We start from the raw sequence: 22,057 nt of genomic DNA, 5'->3' as shown, positions 1-22,057 counted from the left end.
CATGTAAAACCCGCACGCTATTAGCACAGTAGCAACAAGCAGAAAAAATAGTAAACAACCTTTTCTTCGCCAGGATTTCTTATACCCCACGCGATCAACCATCCTTGCTTGATCACGAAGCCTGTTACTTTCAGCTATTTGCCGCTTTGTAAGCCTCTCTCTCGGCGCATCAGGTTTTCGCCCCATGGCACGTCCTCCATCTCGATCAACTTGAACGGCAACACTCATTAAAAGCAATCATCAACAGCTCAGATCTACCCAACGCGGGCGCTAGCCATTCACTTTCCCTTTTTCTGCTTTTAACCGCCGCATCCGGGCTTTTCGGATTCCAAAAAAACGCAAACGCTTATAACGTGCGACAACCAGAATACGCCTCATCTCTCGATGCTTATTTGAGTTCAAAACCAGCAATCCCATCAATGGAAACAGCAACGCAAAAAAATAGAGAACTCTTTGCGGGCGATATTCAATAGCTGGCAACGTCAGAAGGAAACAAATAAAGAATATCGAAGCCGCACCCCACACCCATGAAACCCGTCCCCTAACGATGAAAAAGTGGCAGACACACATGATTATTATTGCGAACATCGCCGCGCCGAAGACCCATGCTGTGGCGTCGCCCCAACGCAGCGACCTGTAGAATGCGTCGGCGTAGAGAGTGAGAAGGAGTGTGATCGATAGCACCCCTAAAAAGATCCCACCTATAAACGTATGGAAATAGCGCCGCATGAACAACAAATACTCTAAAACCCTCATAACCTGGCATCCTCTTAAAAAATATGGATTGCAAATTTTCAGACACTCACATCAACCCCAAAATAGCAACACAACTTTCAACCTATTGAAGCAAAATATATTAACTAGAAAGCTCAGAAAAATCGTCACCAAACACAATTTTAGCGTACTCTTTGTTCTCCAGCTTTTTCAGAACCCCGAAAACGGTTTTCCTGGTTAAAACCTCCATAGCATTCACAATCCCAGATATCGACCTTCCGACCGATTAAGGAATTAGGTTAACCAAGGCTCTTGCGCATCTCTTTTTTTTCTTCTAACCAAACCAACATGCGTTCATACCTTGTAGATTTCAAGAAGCCTAATGCGAGCAGTGAGCACGCCAATGCGAGGATATATAAAACAAAGCTCGGAGCGTATAAAATCGAAAAAAGATCAACCACGAAAAACAACATACACATCCCTACCAGCGCCCTCACCCATTTGGCCCGACCTTGTGAAATCATAAAGCATACAAAAGTCTGGTACACTGCAAACAGCAGAGATAGCACGCAGAACCACTTTGCTTGGTCAACGAACGCAGTATCATTCAAATATGATGAGATCGCTAAAAGCAACGTAAAAAAACATGAAGCCATCCCAATATAAATCGACCCCATAAAAGTTCCAAAATACTCAGTACGAAATTCTAAGCCATCCTTCCAGTTGAACATTCCATTACTCCTCAAAAATCCCTATCACGTACGGGCGCAACACGCCGGAATTAATGCTCCCCCCGATAGCCAAAAAAGCAGCAGACAAGTCATTACGCTGAATGGTTGCCTGCTTACGAATTTCGGCATTTGTAATACGCCCAGATAACCCGACGGTCTGCATGCGATATTGATGAAGCTCTATTGTTAAATTCAGTCTCTCTCTCGGACTCAGACCTTTAAGTACTGATCTAATCGATTTTCCAGTAGCTGCCCTAGCAGCCAGCACAAAGCGCGCGGTTACAAAAAGAGATGTGCTAGCGCCGACTAAGGTGATCCTGTCAAGTGTCTGGTTCATATCCTCAAACCAAGTTTGAGAAGTCAGTTCATCCAACTTATCTGGAAAAAACATCTCCCCTGCTACCTTTCCTGCGCCGATCAAGCACTGACCAGTGCCGGCAACCGCTGAAGAAAGAGCTATTCCAGATATTACAATGCTTCCGCCCAACGTCATCGGTGCGGCCAAACCGCCCGCATAAAAAACGGTCCAACTAATGTATGCACCTGTACATGCAATAGCCGCATTTATCGCTTCATCCACAAGCTTTGACTTCCGGGGTCTCAACTCTAAATCCCGAGCAAATTCTTGGGGTGCCATGTGCCGAGGCACCTCTTGTAGGAAAACTCGCTTAACAGAAATGCTGCAAATAGGCTGAAATTCCCTAACTACTACAACATTTGAATCACTATCAATAAAGATCACGCCGGCGCCGGCGATCGCAGGATCCGCGTCAATTGCTCGGAATAGTGCCCGAAGATCGATGCTGCTCTCAAAGCGATCTCTAGCCATGCTACGCGCGACAGAAAAACCATCTCTAATATTTATGCTCATACTCGCTCCGCCCTGAAATATCAACGCGAACAGAGGATAGGCAGTAACGATTGGAAACGATGTAGGAGATTTTCCTTTATTCTGTGTGAACCATCTCTTTATGCCTTTTCCCTATTGCGCTTCGGCCCGCAGTGAGAAAAGGTGCGCTCCGGCAGTTCGCCGTTTTTTTGCATTTCAAGGAGTGTGCATGGCTATCGATATGTTTTTGAAAATCGGTGATATCAAGGGTGAGTCCAAAGACAGCTCGCACAAAGATGAGATAGACATTCGGTCTTTTCAGTGGGGAATGGCACAGTCGGGCTCCATGCACCAAGGCGGCGGCGGTGGCGCGGGAAAGGTCAATATCCAAAATTTGAGCCTGACAAAATTTCTGGATAAAGCCTCACCCAATCTGATGATGGCATGCTCCAGTGGAAAACATTATCCAGAGGCTGTTTTAACTATTCGGAAAGCCGGAGGAACATCCCCAATTGAATACATGATCATTACCCTGAAAGAAGTAATGATTGCGTCCTACAGCTCCGACGCGGGATGCAATGACGAGATAATTCCTGAAACCATCTCTCTAAACTTCGGCAAAGTCGAAGTCTCCTACCAACCTCAAAAAGCCGACGGCAGCAAAGATGGTGGAGCCATCAAGTACGGCTGGAACATCCGCGAAAACGTGAAGATGTAAAACGCAAAACGCCAGCTCGAAAGCTGGCGTTTTTGTTTACGGCACGATCATTCAGCGTGGGAACACGGGCTGACGTGACGGTTTCTTCTTGCCGCCCTTCCCGCCTTTCGCAGCATCCGCACGATCTTTCGCGGCTTGTTTGCTGCGCGCGGCAGCGGCTGCTTTCGCTTCTTCACGCTTATCCCAAGGCTTGCTGCCGTCACTGGCGCGCGGTGGCAGGCCGGTGTGTTGCGTGAGAATCTTCGTGTTCTTGGCGACCTTGTGGCTACCAGCTGGCGTCGAGTTCTTGCGGCGAGCGCTCTGGTAGCTATCGGTGTCCGGCTGATGCAGCGGGATCAACTGGTGCTTGCCTGGGCCGATCAGGTCGGCACGGCCCATACGCTCAAGCGCTTCACGCAGCATCGGCCAGCCTTTCGGGTCGTGGTAGCGCAGGAAGGCCTTGTGCAGACGGCGCTGCTCTTCGCTCTTGACGATGGTGACCGGGTCGCTCTTGTAGGTGACCTTGCGCAGCGGGTTCTTACCCGAGTGGTACATGGCAGTCGCACTGGCCATCGGCGACGGGTAGAACGCCTGCACCTGGTCCGCACGGAAGCCGTTGCCCTTGAGCCACAGCGCAAGATTCATCATGTCTTCGTCGGTGGTGCCCGGGTGAGCAGCGATGAAGTAGGGAATCAGGTACTGCTCTTTGCCCGCTTCTTTCGAGAACCTCTCGAACATGCGCTTGAACTTGTCATAGCTGCCAATACCCGGCTTCATCATCTGATTGAGTGGGCCTTCCTCGGTGTGCTCCGGGGCGATTTTCAGGTAGCCGCCGACGTGGTGGGTCACCAGCTCCTTCACGTACTCCGGCGACTCAACTGCCAGGTCATAACGCAGACCGGAGGCGATCAGAATCTTCTTCACTCCCGGCAGCTCACGGGCACTGCGGTAGAGCTGGATCAGCGACGAATGGTCGGTGTTCAAGTTCGGGCAGATGCCTGGGAACACGCATGAGGGCTTACGGCAGGCGGATTCGATTTCCGGGCTCTTACAGGCGATGCGGTACATGTTCGCGGTTGGACCACCGAGGTCGGAAATGACGCCAGTGAAGCCGGGCACCTTGTCGCGAATCTCTTCGATCTCACGAATGATCGAATCGTGAGATCGGTTCTGGATGATGCGGCCTTCGTGCTCGGTGATCGAACAGAAAGTGCAGCCACCGAAGCAGCCACGCATGATGTTCACCGAGAAGCGAATCATGTCGTAGGCCGGGATTTTCTCCTTGCCGTACGCAGGATGGGGGATACGTGCGTACGGCATGCCGAACACGTAGTCCATTTCTTCAGTGGTCATCGGAATGGGCGGAGGGTTGAACCAGACGTCAACGTCACCATGCTTCTGAACCAGCGCGCGAGCGTTACCCGGGTTGGTTTCCAGGTGCAGCACACGGTTGGCGTGGGCATACAACACCGGGTCGTTACGCACTTTCTCCATCGACGGCAAGCGAATGACCGTTTTGTCACGGGTCATACGTTGGCTGGCCAGAATCTGCACGACCTTGGCTTCGTTCGAGTCTTCAACCTCGCCCTTTTCCTGCTCGATGGCGCAAGCCTGGGTGTCCTGGGTGTTGACGTACGGGTTGATGATCTTGTCGACTTTGCCCGGCCGATCGATGCGTGTGGAGTCGACTTCGTACCAGCCTTCAGGCGTGTCGCGACGAATAAACGCGGTTCCCCGCACATCGGTGATGGTTTCGATCTGCTCGCCATACGACAGACGGTTGGCGACCTCGACAACTGCCCGCTCGGCGTTGCCGTACAGCAAGATATCGGCGCAAGCGTCAATCAGGATCGAGTTGCGAACCTTGTCCTGCCAGTAGTCGTAATGCGCGATGCGACGCAGGGATGCCTCGATGCCACCGAGGATGATCGGCACATCCTTATAAGCTTCCTTGCAGCGCTGGCTGTAGACCAGGCTGGCACGATCCGGACGCTTGCCCGCCATTCCGCCAGGCGTATAAGCGTCATCGGAACGAATCTTCTTGTCAGCGGTGTAGCGGTTGATCATCGAGTCCATGTTGCCCGCTGCAACGCCGAAGAACAGGTTCGGCTTGCCGAGCTTCATGAAGTCGTCTTTGGACTTCCAGTCTGGCTGCGCAATGATCCCGACGCGGAAGCCCTGCGACTCCAGCAGTCGGCCAATGATTGCCATGCCAAACGACGGGTGATCGACATAGGCATCGCCGGTCACGATGATGATGTCGCAGGAATCCCAGCCAAGCTGATCCATCTCTTCCCGGCTCATTGGCAGGAAAGGCGCTGGCCCGAAACATTCGGCCCAGTACTTCGGATAGTCAAATAACGGCTTGGCTGCTTGCATGTCGATGACCAGGGTTCGTAATCAGGGGAGGCGATTCTTCTACGGGAATTCGCGGGCGCGGAGAATAGCACAAATTTTGATCAAATCCGACGGAGTTGGTCGGGTTTGTGTTGATTCAAGAGAGCCTGACGGCCATTGGTTTGAGATTGCTGCATGGATGCCCTTCGGGCTTTTCGCCACCAAGGCGGCGAAAAGCCCGAAGGGCATCAGAGTATGGATTTCAAGCCAAAACCGCCAACCTCAACCCAACCTACTCATCATCATCAAAGTTATAACTACCCGGCGCCAGGTTTTCGAACCGGGTGTACTTGCCGATGAAGGCCAGCCTCACGAAACCGATCGGGCCGTTCCGCTGTTTACCGATGATGATTTCCGCAACGCCTTTATGCTCGGTTTCCGGGTGATACACCTCGTCCCGGTAAACGAACATGATGACGTCGGCGTCCTGCTCGATCGCTCCGGACTCCCGCAAGTCGGAGTTAACCGGCCGCTTGTTCGGGCGTTGTTCCAAGGAGCGGTTGAGCTGGGACAGTGCGACTACCGGGCAATTGAACTCCTTGGCCAGCGCTTTCAGGGAACGGGATATCTCAGAAATCTCGTTGGTCCGGTTGTCGCCGCTGGAGCCCGGAATCTGCATCAACTGCAAGTAGTCGATCATGATCAGGGCGATGTCGCCGTGCTCGCGCACCAGACGCCGGGTACGGGCGCGCATTTCTGACGGGCTGATGCCGGCGGTGTCGTCAATGAACAGCTTGCGGTCATTGAGCAGGTTGACCGCCGAGGTCAGGCGTGGCCAGTCATCGTCGTCCAGTTGACCGGAACGCACCTTGGTCTGATCGATACGCCCGAGCGAAGACAGCATACGCATCATCAGCGATTCGCCTGGCATCTCAAGCGAGTAGACCAGCACTGCCTTGTCGCTGCGCAACACCGCGTTTTCGACCAGGTTCATGGCGAAGGTGGTTTTGCCCATCGACGGACGGCCCGCGACGATGATCAAGTCTGCTGGCTGCAGGCCGCTGGTCTTTTCGTCCAGATCGGTATACCCCGTGGACAGACCGGTAATGCCCTCGCCCATGTTGAACAGGGTATCGATGCGGTCGATGGCCTTAGTCAGCAGGTCGTTGACGCCCACAGGGCCGCCGGTCTTTGGCCGGGCTTCGGCAATCTGGAAGATCTGCCGTTCGGCCTCATCGAGAATTTCTTCGGCAGTGCGACCTTCAGGATTGAAGGCACTGTCGGCAATTTCGTTACTGATGCCAATCAACTGACGCAAGGTGGCCCGCTGCCGAACGATCTGGGCGTACGCCTTGATGTTCGCAACCGACGGGATGTTTTTTGCCAGCTCCGACAAGTAGCCCAGGCCACCCACTTGTGAGGTCTGACCTTCCTTGTCCAATTGCTCGGAAAGGGTCACGACGTCGATGGGCAGGTTCTGATCGGCCAATTTTGCAATGGCCCGAAAGATCAGGCGGTGGTCGTGGCGGTAGAAATCGCCATCCGACACCTGATCCAGTACCCGTTCCCAAGCATTGTTATCCAGCATCAAACCACCGAGCACGGCCTGTTCAGCCTCGATGGAATGCGGCGGCACCTTCAGTGCAGCGGTTTGCAGGTCGTATTGCTCGGGAGCGGAAATATCGTTCATGGCCACACTGAATCAGGATTTGTATCAGGAGTTAACTAACAATACCTAGAAATGACAAAGGGCACGACCTGTAAAACAGGTACGCGCCCTTTGCTGATGAATTGGCGAGGTTATCGCCAACTCATCGAATTTCAGCACCGAAGCACCGAAATCAAGCAGCTTACGCAGCCACCACGACAACGCGAACGGTCGCTTCAACGTCGCTGTGCAGGTGCACGGCAACGTCGTACTCGCCGACGTTACGGATGGTGCCGTTCGGCAGACGAACTTCGGACTTGGCCACTTCAACGCCAGAGGCGGTCAGTGCGTCAGCGATGTCGTGAGTACCGATCGAACCGAACAGCTTGCCTTCGTCACCGGCAGTGGCAGTGATGGTCACTTCCAGCTCGCCCAGTTGAGCAGCTCGCGCTTCAGCCGAAGCTTTCTTCTCGGCAGCTGCTTTTTCCAGCTCAGCGCGACGCTCTTCGAACGCAGCCAGGTTGGCAGCGGTCGCAGCGGTGGCTTTGCCGAAAGGCAGCAGGTAGTTACGGCCGTAACCAGCCTTAACGTTTACTTTGTCGCCCAGGTTGCCCAGGTTGGCGATTTTTTCCAGCAGGATCAGTTCCATTTGGTAATAACCTCTTAACTTTAACCTTCACCGTTCGCAGAGCCGTTATCGGCGTCCTTCGACACCAGACGGCCGCGAAAATCAATCAGGCTGTCGACAATGGCAAACACCACCAGCAACGGATAAATCAACTGCATGAACAGCACCAGGGTGACGTACAACCCCACCAGCCAAAACCGTGTCAGGTGCTTTGCAGCCACCAGACCGTGAATCAAGGCCAGACCCGCGAACGCCAGCGGCACGCTGCACAACGGTGTCAACATCGCCAGTTGCGGACCGAAATTCGGCGCCACCAACATGCACACCAGCAGCACCAGCATCGGTGCCCGCGGGAGCTTCAAGCTGCGAAATTCGCGCCCGAAACCGCCTGGGTTATACAACAACCCCTGCCAGTACCGCCCAAGGATCAGGCATACCACGCTGAGGATCTGGAGCACCGCTGCTATCAGGCCGTTGAGGACCGGTGTAATCAGTGCTCCCAGACGCGCTCGCTCTTCTACCGACATCTGTTGGTAGACCTCACCGAAGACGTGGGGTAGGAGTTTCTGCAACTCCCCCGCCATGGTTTCGATGGGTTCGCGGAAAACCGCCCCCAGGATCACGCCATACAACAATCCAAGCCCTACGCTGACCAGCAGCACGCGAACCCAGGATTCGCTGGCACGCAAAAGCGCTGCCAACCCCCATGAACCCAGCAACACCATCAGGGTGCGAGGATCACCGAAATACCACCAGACAACCGCTGGCAGCAGACCCCAGGCGAGGACACTCGTGGCATCACTCAACCCGCGTCGCAGAAGCACAAGGCATCCCGCGGCAGCACTCAACCAGAACAACAGCGGCAATGCCGCACATCCAGCCACTACCAGAGTGGCCTGCACGCGACCGCGCATGATGAAGTCAGCCATGGCGCGCATGCGATTTATCCCTTACTGCGTTTTGTCGACTGAACCTGGACTCAGCGGCCGTGGCTGTCGGTGTAGGCCAGCAGGGCCAGGAAGCGGGCGCGCTTGATAGCGGTAGCCAGCTGACGCTGATAACGAGCTTTGGTACCGGTAATGCGGCTAGGAACGATCTTGCCGGTTTCGGATACGTAGGCTTTCAGGGTGTTCAGATCTTTGTAATCGATCTCTTTAACGTTTTCTGCGGTGAAACGGCAGAATTTACGACGACGGAAGAAACGTGCCATGTAATTGGCTCCTCAAAAGGTCCGTGGATTACTCGTCAGCGTTATCGCTGTTGTCGCTGTCATCACTGTCAACGCCTTCTGCGTCGGAGTGCTCAGGACGGTCGCGACGCTCACGGCGCTCACTGCGGTTCTCTTCAGCCTTGAGCATCTCGGACTGGCCAGTGATGGCTTCGTCGCGACGGATGACCAGGTTACGGATCACGGCATCGTTGTAACGGAAGTTGTCTTCCAGCTCGGCCAGAGCCTTGCCAGTGCACTCAACGTTCAGCATCACGTAGTGAGCTTTGTGAACATTGTTGATTGCGTAGGCCAGTTGACGACGGCCCCAGTCTTCCAGGCGGTGGATCTTGCCGCCATCTTCTTCGATCAGCTTGGTGTAACGCTCAACCATGCCGCCGACTTGCTCGCTCTGGTCCGGGTGAACCAGAAAGATGATTTCGTAATGACGCATGAATGCTCCTTACGGGTTGTAGCCTGCCGCCAGAGCGGTCAGACAAGGAGTGAAAAACACTGGTTTATCTTGCACAAGGGCAGGCACATCTGCGCCTGCCATAACAGCAAGGGGCGCAATTGTAGAGAAGGGCCTGAGTCGGCGCAAGGAAATTGGTGAATATTTGAACAGCAGAGTTGTAACATGCCAACCGAGATACGGGCGCGCAGCCTGTGGGAGCGAATTCATTCGCGAGAGGGCGGGAACGACAACGCAGATGGATCGAATGTACCGCCGCATCGTCGGAATGCCGCCCAGAATGAATCCGCTCCCACAGCACGGGGCAGCAGACCTCGTTTACTTCTTCAAAACCGCTTTGGCAGCACGCTGACGCATGGCTTCGAACAGGCAAACGCCTGTTGCCACCGAAACGTTCAGACTGCTGACACTGCCCGCCATCGGCAATCGCACCAGATAGTCGCAATGCTCGCGCGTCAGGCGACGCATGCCTTTGCCTTCCGCGCCCATGATCATGATCAGCGGGCCGGTCAGGTCTTGTTGATACAGCTCCTGCTCAGCCTCCCCCGCCGTACCCACGACCCACAATCCGCGTTGCTGGAGTTTTTCCAGGGTGCGCGCCAGGTTAGTGACGGCGACCAGCGGGATCACTTCAGCCGCACCGCAGGCGACTTTTCGTACCGTTGGCGTCAGCGTGGCCGACTTGTCCTTTGGCACAATCACCGCCAGCGCACCGGCTGCATCCGCCGTACGCAGACAAGCACCGAGGTTGTGCGGATCAGTGACGCCATCGAGTACCAGAATCAGCGGTGCACCTTCCGTACGATCGAGCAACTCGTCGAGCATCGCCTCGCCCCAGACCTGGCTCGGGCTCACCTCGGCCACGACGCCTTGGTGCACGCCTTCAACCCAGGCGTCCATTTCACGGCGCTCGGCTTGACCAACCTGCACGCGATTCTGCGCAGCAAGATCGATCAACACCTGCATGCGCGGCTCGCTGCGCCCTTCAGCCAGCCAAATTTGCTTGACCCGCTTCGGGTGATGGCGCAACAGCGCTTCCACGGCATGCACGCCGTAGATTTTTTCCAACTGACTCATGACTTGGCCTTAGGTTTCTTCGCCGCAGGGGACGACTTCGATGGTCCCTTACGGTGCTTGGTCGGCTTTGACGCCTTGCCTGACGATCCGGAATCACCTTTGGCAGATTTGCCGCCGCTCTTGGCTTCAGCCAGCAATGCCTTTTTCATTTCGCGACTTTTGCGAACTTCTGCATTCTTGGCCGCAGCATCACTGGCGCGGTACGCCTCGACCGGTTCTTTGGCAGGACGACGGCTCGGCTTGGAAAGCGTGAGCTTTTCCTTCTCTTTCTCAGGCTTTTGTGCAGTTTTTTGCACAGGCGCAGGTTCGGCTGCCTTACGTTTGCGACCTGTTGGCGCAACGGCTGGCTTGTCCGACATTTCGAAGTCGATCTTGCGCTCGTCGAGATCGACGCGCATGACGCGCACTTCAACGGTGTCACCCAGGCGGAAGCTACGGCCGGTACGCTCGCCCGCGAGGCGGTGATGGACCGGATCGAAATGGTAGTAGTCATTCGGCAGCGCAGTAACGTGCACCAGACCTTCGACATAGATGTCGGTCAGCTCGACGAACAGCCCAAAGCCCGTCACGGCAGTGATCACACCCGGGAACGACTCGCCTACGCGATCCTTCATGAACTCGCACTTGAGCCAGTTCACCACGTCGCGGGTCGCTTCGTCGGCGCGGCGTTCGCTCATCGAGCACTGTTCGCCCAACTGCTCCAACGCGGCTTCGTCGTACGGATAGATACGCGCTTTCGGAATCGAGGCCGCACCGGCACGACGAACGTGCGGAGTGTCCTGCTTCGAGCGAATCACACTGCGAATGGCGCGGTGGGTCAACAAGTCCGGATAACGGCGAATCGGCGACGTAAAGTGGGTGTACGCCTCATAATTCAGGCCGAAGTGGCCGTTGTTGTCGGACGTGTACACCGCCTGACTCAACGAACGCAGCATCACGGTCTGGATCAGGTGATAATCTGGACGATCCTTGATCGACTCCAGCAACGCCTGATAATCCTTCGGCGACGGGCCGTCCTTGCCTTTGTGCAGAGACAGGCCGAGCTCACCCAGGAAGGCGCGCAGCTTTTCCAGGCGCTCAGGCGGCGGGCCGTCGTGAACGCGGTACAGTGCCGGGACTTCGTGCTTTTTGAGGAATTCCGCCGTGGCCACGTTGGCCGCCAGCATGCACTCCTCGATCAGTTTGTGAGCATCGTTACGCTGGGTCGGACGAATTTCCGCGATTTTGCGCTCGGAGCCGAAGATGATGCGAGTTTCCTGAGTTTCAAAATCAATGGCACCGCGAGCGTGACGTGCGCCCAGCAGCGCTTTGTACAATGCATAGAGCTGCTTGAGATCAGGGACGACCTCGCTGTACTCACCACGCAGCTTCTTCGCTTCGGACGTCTTCGAGTGCTCAAGAATCGTACTGACTTTGTTGTAAGTCAGGCGCGCATGGGAATGGATGACCGCTTCGTAGAAGACGTAATCCGTCATTTCACCGGTTTTGGAAATGGTCATTTCGCAGACCATCGCCAAGCGATCCACCAGAGGATTCAGCGAGCAAAGGCCGTTGGAAAGCTGCTCTGGCAGCATCGGCACCACGCGTTCGGGAAAGTACACCGAGTTGCCGCGCACCTGTGCTTCGGCGTCCAGCGCCGAACCGATTTTCACGTAACTGGAGACGTCGGCGATGGCAACGTACAGCTTCCAGCCACCAGAGAACAGCCGCAGCTTGCCGGGTTTGGCCTCACAGTAAACGGCGTCGTCGAAGTCGCGGGCGTCTTCACCGTCGATGGTGACGAACGGCAAATGACGCAGATCGACGCGATGCTCTTTGTCTCGTTCCAGCACTTCAGGCTTCAGACGGCCTGCTTCCTTGAGCACACCTTCCGGCCAGACGTGGGGAATATCGTAAGTACGTAGCGCGACATCGATTTCCATGCCTGGCGCCATGTAGTTACCGACGACTTCGATCACATCGCCCTGTGGCTGAAAGCGCGGCGTTGGCCAGTGGGTGATTTTCACCTCCACGAACTGGCCAATCCTGGCGTCGGCATTACGGCCCGGCGTAACCAGCACTTCCTGCTGGATCTTGGGGTTGTCAGCGACGACAAAACCAATACCCTGCTCTTCGAAATAGCGGCCAACGATGGTTTCGTGTGCACGAGAAACGACTTCGACGATCACACCTTCACGACGACCACGACGATCCACACCCGATACGCGGGCCAAAGCGCGGTCGCCATCGAACACCAGACGCATCTGCGCCGGACTCATGAACAGGTCTTCGGAGCCGTCGTCCGGCACGAGGAAACCAAAACCATCGCGGTGACCGCTGATGCGACCCAGGATCAGGTCGAGCTTATCCACCGGCGCATACGTACCACGACGGGTGTAGATCAGTTGCGCGTCGCGCTCCATGGCTCGAAGGCGGCGGCGCAAGGCTTCGATCTGGTCTTCCGTCGTGAGACCGAACTCTGCCACCAGCTCTTCACGGGCAGCGGGAGACCCACGCTCGGAAAGGTGCTGGAGAATCAGCTCGCGGCTAGGGATGGGGTTTTCGTATTTTTCCGCTTCACGAGCGGCCTCGGGATCGAGGGACTGCCAATCGGCCATTAGAATGAATTCACCTTATCTGTATGCAATTAGTTTGGCATATACCCGATTGAAACGCGAAGCCAGCATTCATTGAGACTTTTCGCTATTTCAAAAAAAATTTCACGGCAGGGGGTTTACAGCCCCGAATCTCATCCGTAAGATGCGCCCCACAACGACGGCACAGGCCACGTTGTAGTTGAAATCGAAAGAAATATCCTTCGAAATCAACGACTTGCCCAGATGGTGAAATTGGTAGACACGCCAGCTTCAGGTGCTGGTGACCTTACGGTCGTGGAAGTTCGAGTCTTCTTCTGGGCACCAATTCAACGAAACCGAGCCAAGTGCTCGGTTTTGTGCTTTTCGGGGTTTGAAAATATCGCGCTACAGAACAACCCAGAGCGTAGATCACTTACTCCCCCCTTTCCTCAACGGCCATCTTGCCCGTTCTTTTCTACATTTCTTCGAACGACCACACCCTCCGATCAAAAAAATTAAAAATTCAGTTGCATCAAAACGAAAAATCTAATTAAATCAGCGCCATGCCCAGGTGGTGAAATTGGTAGACACGCCAGCTTCAGGTGCTGGTGACCTTACGGTCGTGGAAGTTCGAGTCTTCTCCTGGGCACCAGACAAAACGAAACCGAGCCAAGTGCTCGGTTTTGTGCTTTCTGGGGTTTGTGAATTTAATGCCCCCCTATAGCAACACGGCTTGCGGACGGCGACGTCACAAAATTCGCTGCCGCCGGCAAGCCGGACTGCTACAGATACATAGCCACTCACTCGCTAAGCCCGGAACTGCCCCAAGCTCGCCTTCAATTGCGCCGCCAGCTTATCCAGCGTCTTGCCGCTGGCCGTGGTTTCGACCACCGCCTGCGCCGCCTTCTCTGCTTGAGCATGAATCACTTCAACGCGCCCTCTGACTGCTTGCGCACCTTTCGCCTGGTGCTCAGCGGCACGCGTCGCCAATCCGATTGCCGCATGCACCTGCTCAACCGAGGATTGAACGGTCTGTTGTAAGCGTGCGCTGTCGCGCAACACCTCAAGCCCCTCTTTCGCTTGGCGCCCAGCGATACCGATGGTTGCCACGGCCTCTTTGGCACCGGATTGCAGCTTGGTGATGTGCTCTTGAATATCGCCCGTCGAGCTTTGGGTCTTGCTGGCCAATGCACGCACCTCATCTGCCACCACCGCAAACCCACGCCCGGTCTCCCCCGCCCGCGCCGCTTCAATCGCTGCGTTGAGCGCCAGCAAATTAGTCTGCTCGGCGATGCCATGAATCACTTCCAGCACCACTTCAATTTGCTCACTTTGCTGAGCCAGACGTTCAATTACCTGCGCACCGGCATCAACCTGCCCGGCCAGCGCCTCGATCAGATTGCCGACCTGATTGGAGGTGCGGGTGTTTTCATCCGTAGCATGACGAATGTCCACCACTTGCTGAAGAGCAGCCTGCATTGCCTGACTTTCAGCCTGAGCCTCATCGGCCATTTGCGACAGCGCTTGCAGGCTGGCCGCCACTTCATCCCGCTGCAACTCAGCTGCCGCATCGGCGCCCGCATTGCGCTTGCTCATGGCACCGATCTCAACGCCGGTCTGCTGCGCCACATCGCCCGCTTCACGTACGATGGGTTGCAGCTTGTCGACGAAGCGATTGACCGCGGACGCCATATCACCGATTTCGTCATTACTGTTAAGTTTGACCCGCTTGGTCAGATCGCCCTCGCCCGCAGCCAGATCATCCAGTGCCCGATTGAGCAGTTGCAGACGCAGGACAACACGGCGCCCCAAGACCACCGCCAACGCCAGTAAGACGCCCAGCCCCACCAACGCAAGGCCCACACCGATTCTCCAGCGCAACGTCGTCGCCGCATCCTGCACCGCAGCACTGGTATTGGTGGCCATCGCCGAAGCAGAGGACTGCGCGGTTTGCAGGCGCGAACGCAACGCTGTCGAGCTTTCGGCAGCAGCGCTGCCCAGGCTGTCGGAGACCAGTTGCTCGCCATTGCCGATCAGCGCCGTAAATCGCTTATCCAGCGCAGCCAAGTCGGCCTCTACCAAAGCCGTCGACACGCCCATGCGCACCTTACCAATCTCAACGCCATTCGGACTGATGGACGCCTCGACGTAATAAACCGACGGATCTTTCTGTGCCGCATTCAGCACCTTATCCATCGCCCGCTCGCCCTCACCTTTGGCCAGTAGGTTCTTGATAGATTCGTTGTCGCGATTCAGGTAGCGCGTCAGGTGCTCGCCTTGAGCGTCGTCATATACCACGAACAGCACGTTCGGATTACGCTGAGCGCGGCGTGCGAATTCGGAAAGCGTCGGCGTGTCGTTGTCCCACATGGCGCGCGGCGCTACAGCGGCGAGTAATTCAGCCATGTCACCTGCTGAATCCTTGAGGGCCTTTTCCAGCGTGCCCCGCAGTTGTTTCTGCTCATCCTTCAGCCGAGCCGACAAACCCGCACTAAGGCGCTGCCGGGTATTTTGCGAGAGGCTGTCCAGACTGGCGGTAACGTCACGACTCGCCTGCTCAAGCTCGCCCGACAAGTGTTGCGAATCTACACCCAGGCGCGCAGCCAGATCAGCTTCGAGCGCCGTCACGGTGCTCCGGGTAAGGGCGACCGCTACCAGCACCTGCACCAAAAGGGCGATGCCGAGGGCAATGAATACGGGACGCAGCAAGCGGCTGCGCAAAAGCGAAAGGACGGCTGACACTGGAGACTCCCCCAACAACAAACGCCATTAAAATGATGGCATCTTTTCTGACGGTATTTACAGCAAGGGGCGTGCCGTTCTCATGATCAGGATCATACGCGCATAAAAAAGGGGTCGCAGTTGCGACCCCTTCTTGTATTTCAACGACTTATCAACCGAACGGATGACGCAGAACGATGGTCTCGTTGCGATCAGGGCCTGTCGAAATAATGTCGATCGGCGCACCCACCAGCTCTTCCAGACGCTTGATGTACGCCACAGCGTTGGCTGGCAGCTCTTCCAGGGTTTTGGCACCCAGGGTCGATTCAGACCAGCCTGGCATTTGCTCGTAAACAGGCTTCAGGCCCACATAGCTGTCGGCATCGGTCGGCGCGTCGATCACTGCGCCGTTTTCGTTCTCGTAGCCCACGCAGATGTTGATGGTTTCCAGACCGTCCAGCACGTCCAGCTTGGTCAGGCACAGACCCGAGATGCTGTTGACGTCGATGGCGCGACGCAGGATGACGGCATCGAACCAGCCGCAACGACGCGCACGACCAGTAGTCGCACCGAATTCATGACCGCGCTTGGCCAGGAACGCACCGACATCGTCGAACAGTTCAGTCGGGAAAGGACCGGAACCGACGCGCGTGGTGTAGGCCTTGGTAATGCCGAGGATGTAGTCGATGAACATTGGACCAACGCCCGAACCGGTGGCGATGCCGCCTGCGGTGGTGTTGGAACTGGTGACGTACGGGTAGGTGCCGTGGTCGATGTCCAGCAGCGAACCTTGAGCGCCTTCGAACATGATGTCCTTGCCGTCGCGACGCATTTCATGCAACGCAGCGGTCACGTCCAGCATCATTGGCTTGAGCTGCTCGGCGTATTCCATGCACTCGTCGAGTGTTTTCTGGAAGTCAATCGCAGGTTCTTTGTAGTAATTGACCAGCACGAAGTTGTGGTAGTCCAGCAGCTCACCCAGCTTGGCGGCGAAACGCTCGCGATGGAACAGGTCACCGATGCGCAGGCCACGACGTGCAACCTTGTCTTCGTACGCTGGGCCAATGCCGCGACCGGTGGTGCCGATCTTCTGCTCGCCACGGGCCTTTTCACGGGCCTGATCCAGCGCAACGTGGTAGGACAGAATCAGCGGACAGGACGGGCTGATGCGCAGACGCTCGCGCACCGGAATGCCTTTCTCTTCCAGCTTGGTGATTTCACGCATGAGCGCGTCAGGCGCTACGACCACACCGTTACCGATCAGGCACTGCACGCCTTCGCGCAGTACACCGGACGGAATCAGGTGCAGAACGGTTTTCTCGCCATCGATCACCAGAGTGTGACCGGCGTTGTGGCCGCCTTGATAGCGAACTACCGCGGTAGCATGTTCGGTCAGCAGATCAACGATCTTGCCTTTGCCCTCATCACCCCACTGGGTGCCCAGGACTACGACATTCTTACCCATAACACTTGTCCTCATTCACGCAAACTTGGGTGCCGGCTGTGCCGACTGGAAAAACTCAAGAGGCCAGCGGCATCACCTGCCAAAGCTCGCCCTGCTGAACCAATTGCCGATCGCAGTCGGCTTCTTTCGCTGCCGAGACCTGCTGGCCTGGCAATGCCTGAACCACGCGCTGACCTTCGCCGCGCAACTGGCAGACTTTCTGCCAGAGTGCCGCATCGGTGCTATCAGGCATCCAGATACCGCCAGACGGTAGCTCGATCTGCGCCTGCCCCAGCGTGACCAGGGTTTTCAAATCGGTGGAAAAGCCCGTTGCCGGACGCGCTCGACCAAAGTCGGCACCGATATCATCGTAACGACCGCCCTGAGCGATCGACTGCCCCACGCCCGGTACGAACACCGCGAACACCACACCGGTATGGTAGTGATAGCCGCGAAGCTCGCCGAGGTCGAAGTACAGCGGCAGATCCGGGAAACGCGCCGACAGACGCTCGGCGATTTCCACCAGATCATTCAAGGCGTCGATAACCGGCGCAGGCGCCTTGGCCAGACGCTCGCGGGCAGCCACCAGCACTTCACGACCGCCACACAGATCAACCAGTGCGCGCAGCATGGCGGCCAGGTCGGCTGGCAAGCCTTCGGTCAGGGCGACGACTTCATCGATTGCCTTGCGCTGCAAAGCATCAAACAGTTGTTGCTCGACCTCACCGGAAAGGCCGGCCGCACGGGCCAGACCGCGGTAGATGCCGACATGGCCCAGATCCATGTGAACGTCAGGCACCTGGGCCAGTTGCAACATGGCCAGCATCAAGCTGATGACTTCCACGTCACTGCTCGGACTGGCATCGCCGTACAATTCGGCGCCCAGTTGAATCGGGCTGCGCGAGGACGACAGCGCGCGAGGCTGCGCATGCAATACGCTACCGGCATAGCACAAGCGGCTCGGGCCTTCCCGGCGCAGTGTATGCGCGTCGATACGGGCGACCTGCGGCGTGATGTCCGCACGGAAGCCCATCTGCCGACCCGATTGCGGATCGACCACCTTGAAGGTGCGCAGATCCAGATCCTGGCCCGCACCCGTGAGCAGAGACTCAAGGTATTCGATGTGCGGCGTCACGACGAACTCGTAACCCCAGCTTTGAAACAGATCCAGCACCTGACGACGCGCCACTTCTATGCGCGCAGCTTCCGGCGGCAGTACTTCCTCGATGCCATCCGGCAGCAGCCAGCGGTCAACCGTTGCCATTACGCCTTTCCCCTATGATCCGGGCGGCCAACCCCTTGGGCGAGCCTTGAGTGAAGCAGACAGCATTCGACAGGATGATCCCCGGACGAGTCCGGCCTGAGCGTTGCGAACACTGCCCTCGAAAAAACTGCCGCGCACGACATACGCCACGGCCAATCAATCGTGTAGACGCAAAAAAGCCGGGAATTTCCCGGCTGCCGCATCATACACACGTTTTGCCGTGTGATCACCCCGCCGGACAGTTTTGCCGCCCGGCGGGAGGTATCGATCACGGGGTGCGATTACGGTTTGGCTTTTTCCAGATAGCGGAAGAACTCGCTGTTCGGGTCCAGCACCATCACGTCGCTCTTGTTCGCGAAGCTTTCGCGATAGGCACGCAGACTGCGGTAGAACGCGTAGAACTCCTGATCCTGAGCATACGCCTTGGAGTAGATCGCAGCGGCCTGGGCATCGCCATCACCGCGAGTCTCTTCAGACTCTCGATAGGCTTCGGCCAGCAGTACACGGCGCTGACGATCGGCATCAGCACGAATACCCTCGGCCAGCTCGTTACCTTTGGCGCGGTGCTCACGTGCTTCACGTTCACGCTCGGTGCTCATACGCTCGAACACGCTGCGGTTGACTTCTTTCGGCAGATCGATTGCCTTGACCCGAACGTCGATGACTTCGATGCCCAGCTCTTTCTCGGCCATCTTGTTCAACGTCGACGTGATGTCGGCCATCAATGCGTCACGCTCACCCGACACGGCTTCGTGCAAGGTACGCTTACCGAACTGGTCACGCAGCCCCGATTCCAGACGACGGGACAGACGCTCGTCGGCGATCTGCTTCAGGCCCGATGTCGCGGTGTAGAAACGCTCAGCGTCCTTCACGCGCCATTTGGCATAGGCATCCACCATGACGGCTTTCTTTTCCAGGGTCAGGAAGCGCTGGGTGGGTGCATCCAAGGTCAGCAGACGCGCGTCGAACTTGCGCACCTGGTTCACGTAAGGAATCTTGACGTGAAGACCCGGTGGAACATCAGCCTGAACCACACGACCGAATTGCAGCAGCACCGCGCGCTCGGTCTGAGCGACGATGTAGAAGCTATTCCAGGCCACAACGGCCAATACGGCACAGACAATCAGGGCGACCAGAGATTTATTGCTCATCAACGGGTCTCCCTAGTGCGCGTGTCACGTTGAGTTTGCATGTCCGAGGTACGAGCCCCCGGATCGACGACAGTGGCCGAAGCGCCGCTCGACGACGAACCGGAACTGCCACGACTGCTTTCGATCATTTTGTCCAACGGCAAATAAAGCAGGTTGTTCTGACCCTTGTCGCCGGTCACGAGCACCTTGCTGGTGTTGCTGAAGACTTCCTGCATGGTTTCCAGGTACAGACGCTCACGAGTGACCTCCGGCGCCTTGCGATATTCCGCGACCAGTTTGGTGAAGCGATCCGCCTCACCCTTGGCGCGGGAAATCACTTCGTCGCGGTAACCGTTGGCGTCTTCGACAATACGCTGAGCCTGACCACGGGCCTCCGGGATCACGCCATTGGCGTAGGTTTCAGCCTGGTTGCGCGAACGCTGCTCGTCTTCACGGGCGCGAATCACGTCGTCGAAGGCTTCCTGAACTTCACGAGGCGCAGCGGCGCTCTGCACGTTCACTTGAGTAACCGTGATACCGGTGCGATAGGTGTCGAGGAAACGCTGCAGACGCTCCTTGATTTCGCTGGCCATCAACTCACGACCTTCGGTCAGCACCTGATCCATCGCGGTCGAGCCGACGACATGACGCAGGGCACTTTCGGTCGCATGTTGCAGGCTGACCTCAGGCTGGTCGACGTTCAGCACGAAATCCTGCAGGTTGGTGATCTTGTACTGCACGGTCAGCGGCACTTCGACGATGTTTTCGTCTTCGGTGAGCATCTGGCCCTGCTTGCTGTACGCACGTTCGCGGGTCACGTTTTCGAGGTACTTGCGGTCGAACGGCGGGAAATAGATATTCAGACCCGAACCGACGGTTTCGTAGTATTTGCCGAAACGCAGGATGACGGCCTGTTCTTGCTCGTCCACCACGTAGATTGCGTTGTAAAGCCAGATCGCGAGCAGCACGACAAGGCCGATACCGAGCAGGCCAAAACCGCCGCCCTTGCCCGAGCTGCCACTGCCGCCGCCATCACTGCTGCGTTTTTTTCCACCACCGAACAACCCATTCAGGCTTTCCTGCAGCTTTCGGAAGGCCTCGTCGAGATCCGGTGGCCCCTTGCGGTCGCCGCCTTTGCGCTTGCCACCCCAGGGATCCTGATTATTCGAGTTGCCACCCGGCTCATTCCAAGCCATAGCGCTCTCCATCTGATAAAGCAAAGACGCGCCCTCGGCGCGCCGACCAATGCTACAGAATGCCTGTCGAAGCAGCACAACCGCTTCGAAAGGCTTTTATTGCAAAGTGTGTTGCTCGATGAATTCCAGCGGCTGCAGTCCTTCGCGACTCACCAGGCGATTGAATTCAACTCGGGGCAGGCGGACCGCCAACAGACTCTGGCCCTCTTCATCATGGGCCTCGCTCTGCACCGCACCCAATTGGAAAAACTGGGCGCGTAGCCGCGCAAAGCGTTGCGACAGACGCAAGGTGCCAATGAACAGATCGTCCCCCAACAGCTCGGCGATGGCTTGCTTGAGCAAATCCAGGCCACGACCATCACGTGCAGATACCCAGACCCGTTGCGGCTTGCCATCGGCATCGCGCTGAATCTGAGGCTCGACCCCTTCGAGCAAATCGAGTTTGTTATAGACCTCCAGCATCGGCAAGTCTTGCGCACCAATCTCGCGCAGCACCGCCAGCACCTGTTCGATCTGCTCCATGCGGTCAGGCTCATGCGCATCGATCACATGCAGCAACAGGTCCGAGTTGCTCGACTCTTCGAGCGTAGCCCGAAAGGCCTCTACCAGCTTGTGCGGCAGGTGGCGAATGAACCCCACCGTGTCGGCCAGCACGATCGGTCCCAGGTCGTCGAGTTCAAGACGGCGCAAGGTCGGATCGAGGGTGGCGAACAACTGATCAGCAGCGTAGACCTCGGAATGGGTCACCGCATTGAAAAGCGTTGATTTACCGGCGTTGGTATAGCCAACGATGGAAACGGTCGGGATATCGGCACGGGAACGGCCACGACGGGCCTGGTCGCGCTGACTGCGGACCTTCTCCAGACGGCCTTTGATTTGCCGCAGACGAACCCGCAACAGACGACGGTCCGTTTCGAGCTGGGTTTCACCCGGACCGCGCAGGCCGATACCGCCGCCCTGGCGCTCAAGGTGAGTCCACCCTCGGACCAGGCGGGTGCTCATGTGCTCAAGCTGAGCCAGTTCGACTTGCAGCTTACCTTCATGGGTTCGCGCGCGTTGGGCGAAGATGTCGAGAATCAGGCCCGTACGGTCAAGCACGCGACACTCGAAAACACGTTCGAGGTTGCGTTCCTGACTGGGCGTAAGGACATGGTTGAAAATAACCAGATCGGTTTTTTCGGCGTGGACCAGGTCGCGCAATTCCTCGACCTTGCCGCTGCCTACCAGAAACTTGGCGGTTGGCCGATGCCGTGGCACGTTGACGAATGCAACGATATCGGCACCTGCCGAAATAGCCAGCTCCCGGAACTCCTGCGGATCTTCGCGCGCCTCAGGGTCCTGGCCATCCAAATGAACGAGGATTGCCCGCTCACCACCTTCGTGGCGCTCAAAGAACAAGGCAGACTC

At 56.7% G+C, this 22,057-nt stretch carries 18 protein-coding genes, 2 tRNA genes and 1 pseudogene; 3 read left to right on the top strand and 18 right to left on the bottom strand.

The genetic code is table 11. The features are described from left to right. Positions 1-270: 270 nt before the first annotated feature. From ACI2KB_RS17690 to ACI2KB_RS17680, 3 genes are all read right to left on the bottom strand, one after another. Positions 271-756 carry a hypothetical protein gene (locus ACI2KB_RS17690; RefSeq protein WP_404636467.1) on the bottom strand — a complete coding sequence of 162 codons (486 nt, stop codon included), beginning with the start codon at positions 754-756 and terminating at the stop codon, positions 271-273. A gap of 257 nt (positions 757-1,013) precedes the next feature. Next, positions 1,014-1,445 (bottom strand): hypothetical protein, encoded by a 432-nt coding sequence (locus tag ACI2KB_RS17685; protein ID WP_404636466.1) that lies wholly within the window; start codon positions 1,443-1,445, stop codon positions 1,014-1,016. A gap of 4 nt (positions 1,446-1,449) precedes the next feature. Continuing rightward, positions 1,450-2,316, bottom strand: coding sequence for an NAD synthetase (locus ACI2KB_RS17680; RefSeq protein WP_404636465.1), 867 nt, complete (start codon positions 2,314-2,316; stop codon positions 1,450-1,452). A gap of 187 nt (positions 2,317-2,503) precedes the next feature. Between ACI2KB_RS17680 and ACI2KB_RS17675 the strand changes: the two genes are divergently transcribed. Next, the gene (locus ACI2KB_RS17675; protein WP_404636464.1) at positions 2,504-2,992 is read left to right on the top strand and encodes an Hcp family type VI secretion system effector; all 489 of its coding nucleotides are present in this window, start codon (positions 2,504-2,506) and stop codon (positions 2,990-2,992) included. Between the two features lie 51 nt (positions 2,993-3,043). Here the strand turns inward: ACI2KB_RS17675 and ACI2KB_RS17670 are convergent, their stop codons facing one another. From ACI2KB_RS17670 to rnr, 8 genes are all read right to left on the bottom strand, one after another. Further along, positions 3,044-5,350, bottom strand: coding sequence for a YgiQ family radical SAM protein (locus tag ACI2KB_RS17670; RefSeq protein WP_404636463.1), 2,307 nt, complete (start codon positions 5,348-5,350; stop codon positions 3,044-3,046). A gap of 250 nt (positions 5,351-5,600) precedes the next feature. After that, positions 5,601-6,998: a replicative DNA helicase gene (gene dnaB, locus ACI2KB_RS17665; protein WP_404636462.1), complete on the bottom strand. Its 1,398-nt coding sequence runs from the start codon at positions 6,996-6,998 to the stop codon at positions 5,601-5,603. Between the two features lie 160 nt (positions 6,999-7,158). Continuing rightward, complete coding sequence (rplI, locus tag ACI2KB_RS17660; protein ID WP_108239442.1) at positions 7,159-7,605, bottom strand: 50S ribosomal protein L9; 447 nt, start codon at positions 7,603-7,605, stop codon at positions 7,159-7,161. Positions 7,606-7,625: 20 nt separating this feature from the next. Continuing rightward, positions 7,626-8,522, bottom strand: a complete 897-nt coding sequence (locus ACI2KB_RS17655; protein ID WP_404636461.1) for a hypothetical protein — start codon at positions 8,520-8,522, stop codon at positions 7,626-7,628. 41 nt (positions 8,523-8,563) lie between these two features. Beyond that, entirely contained in the window at positions 8,564-8,794 is a 231-nt protein-coding gene (gene rpsR / locus ACI2KB_RS17650; protein WP_037015707.1) for a 30S ribosomal protein S18, read from the bottom strand. Positions 8,795-8,822: 28 nt separating this feature from the next. Beyond that, on the bottom strand, positions 8,823-9,245 hold the full coding sequence (gene rpsF, locus ACI2KB_RS17645) for a 30S ribosomal protein S6 (RefSeq protein WP_108239440.1): 423 nt from the start codon (positions 9,243-9,245) through the stop codon (positions 8,823-8,825). Between the two features lie 336 nt (positions 9,246-9,581). After that, on the bottom strand, positions 9,582-10,340 hold the full coding sequence (gene rlmB, locus ACI2KB_RS17640; RefSeq protein WP_404636460.1) for a 23S rRNA (guanosine(2251)-2'-O)-methyltransferase RlmB: 759 nt from the start codon (positions 10,338-10,340) through the stop codon (positions 9,582-9,584). After that, positions 10,337-12,937, bottom strand: coding sequence for a ribonuclease R (gene rnr, locus ACI2KB_RS17635; RefSeq protein ID WP_404636459.1), 2,601 nt, complete (start codon positions 12,935-12,937; stop codon positions 10,337-10,339). The genes rlmB and rnr overlap by 4 nt, the downstream gene beginning before the upstream one ends. Positions 12,938-13,153: 216 nt before the next feature. Between rnr and ACI2KB_RS17630 the strand changes: the two genes are divergently transcribed. Together ACI2KB_RS17630 and ACI2KB_RS17625 are read left to right on the top strand one after the other, a co-directional pair. After that, positions 13,154-13,240 (top strand) — tRNA-Leu (locus ACI2KB_RS17630). A gap of 220 nt (positions 13,241-13,460) precedes the next feature. After that, positions 13,461-13,547 (top strand) — tRNA-Leu (locus tag ACI2KB_RS17625). Positions 13,548-13,702: 155 nt separating this feature from the next. On the opposite strand, the gene ACI2KB_RS17620 is transcribed toward ACI2KB_RS17625, so the two are convergent. From ACI2KB_RS17620 to hflX, 7 genes and pseudogenes are all read right to left on the bottom strand, one after another. Continuing rightward, the gene (locus ACI2KB_RS17620) at positions 13,703-14,407 is read right to left on the bottom strand and encodes a methyl-accepting chemotaxis protein (protein ID WP_404636563.1); all 705 of its coding nucleotides are present in this window, start codon (positions 14,405-14,407) and stop codon (positions 13,703-13,705) included. Positions 14,408-14,608: 201 nt separating this feature from the next. Then, positions 14,609-14,821 (bottom strand): annotated as a pseudogene (locus ACI2KB_RS17615) (methyl-accepting chemotaxis protein); the annotation flags it as partial. A gap of 967 nt (positions 14,822-15,788) precedes the next feature. After that, positions 15,789-17,081 carry an adenylosuccinate synthase gene (locus ACI2KB_RS17610; protein WP_404636458.1) on the bottom strand — a complete coding sequence of 431 codons (1,293 nt, stop codon included), beginning with the start codon at positions 17,079-17,081 and terminating at the stop codon, positions 15,789-15,791. 55 nt (positions 17,082-17,136) lie between these two features. Then, positions 17,137-18,324: an ATP phosphoribosyltransferase regulatory subunit gene (locus ACI2KB_RS17605; protein WP_404636457.1), complete on the bottom strand. Its 1,188-nt coding sequence runs from the start codon at positions 18,322-18,324 to the stop codon at positions 17,137-17,139. A gap of 281 nt (positions 18,325-18,605) precedes the next feature. Continuing rightward, the gene (gene hflC, locus ACI2KB_RS17600; protein WP_404636456.1) at positions 18,606-19,475 is read right to left on the bottom strand and encodes a protease modulator HflC; all 870 of its coding nucleotides are present in this window, start codon (positions 19,473-19,475) and stop codon (positions 18,606-18,608) included. Then, positions 19,475-20,650 carry an FtsH protease activity modulator HflK gene (gene hflK / locus ACI2KB_RS17595; protein ID WP_404636455.1) on the bottom strand — a complete coding sequence of 392 codons (1,176 nt, stop codon included), beginning with the start codon at positions 20,648-20,650 and terminating at the stop codon, positions 19,475-19,477. Before hflK ends, hflC begins: the two co-directional genes overlap by 1 nt. Before the next feature lie 96 nt (positions 20,651-20,746). Next, positions 20,747-22,048, bottom strand: coding sequence for a ribosome rescue GTPase HflX (hflX, locus tag ACI2KB_RS17590; protein WP_404636454.1), 1,302 nt, complete (start codon positions 22,046-22,048; stop codon positions 20,747-20,749). Between the last annotated feature and the right edge of the window lie 9 nt (positions 22,049-22,057).

The organism is Pseudomonas sp. NPDC088444 (assembly GCF_044900175.1).
Lineage (GTDB): Bacteria > Pseudomonadota > Gammaproteobacteria > Pseudomonadales > Pseudomonadaceae > Aquipseudomonas.
This window is presented reverse-complemented; position numbering and strand designations above follow the sequence as displayed.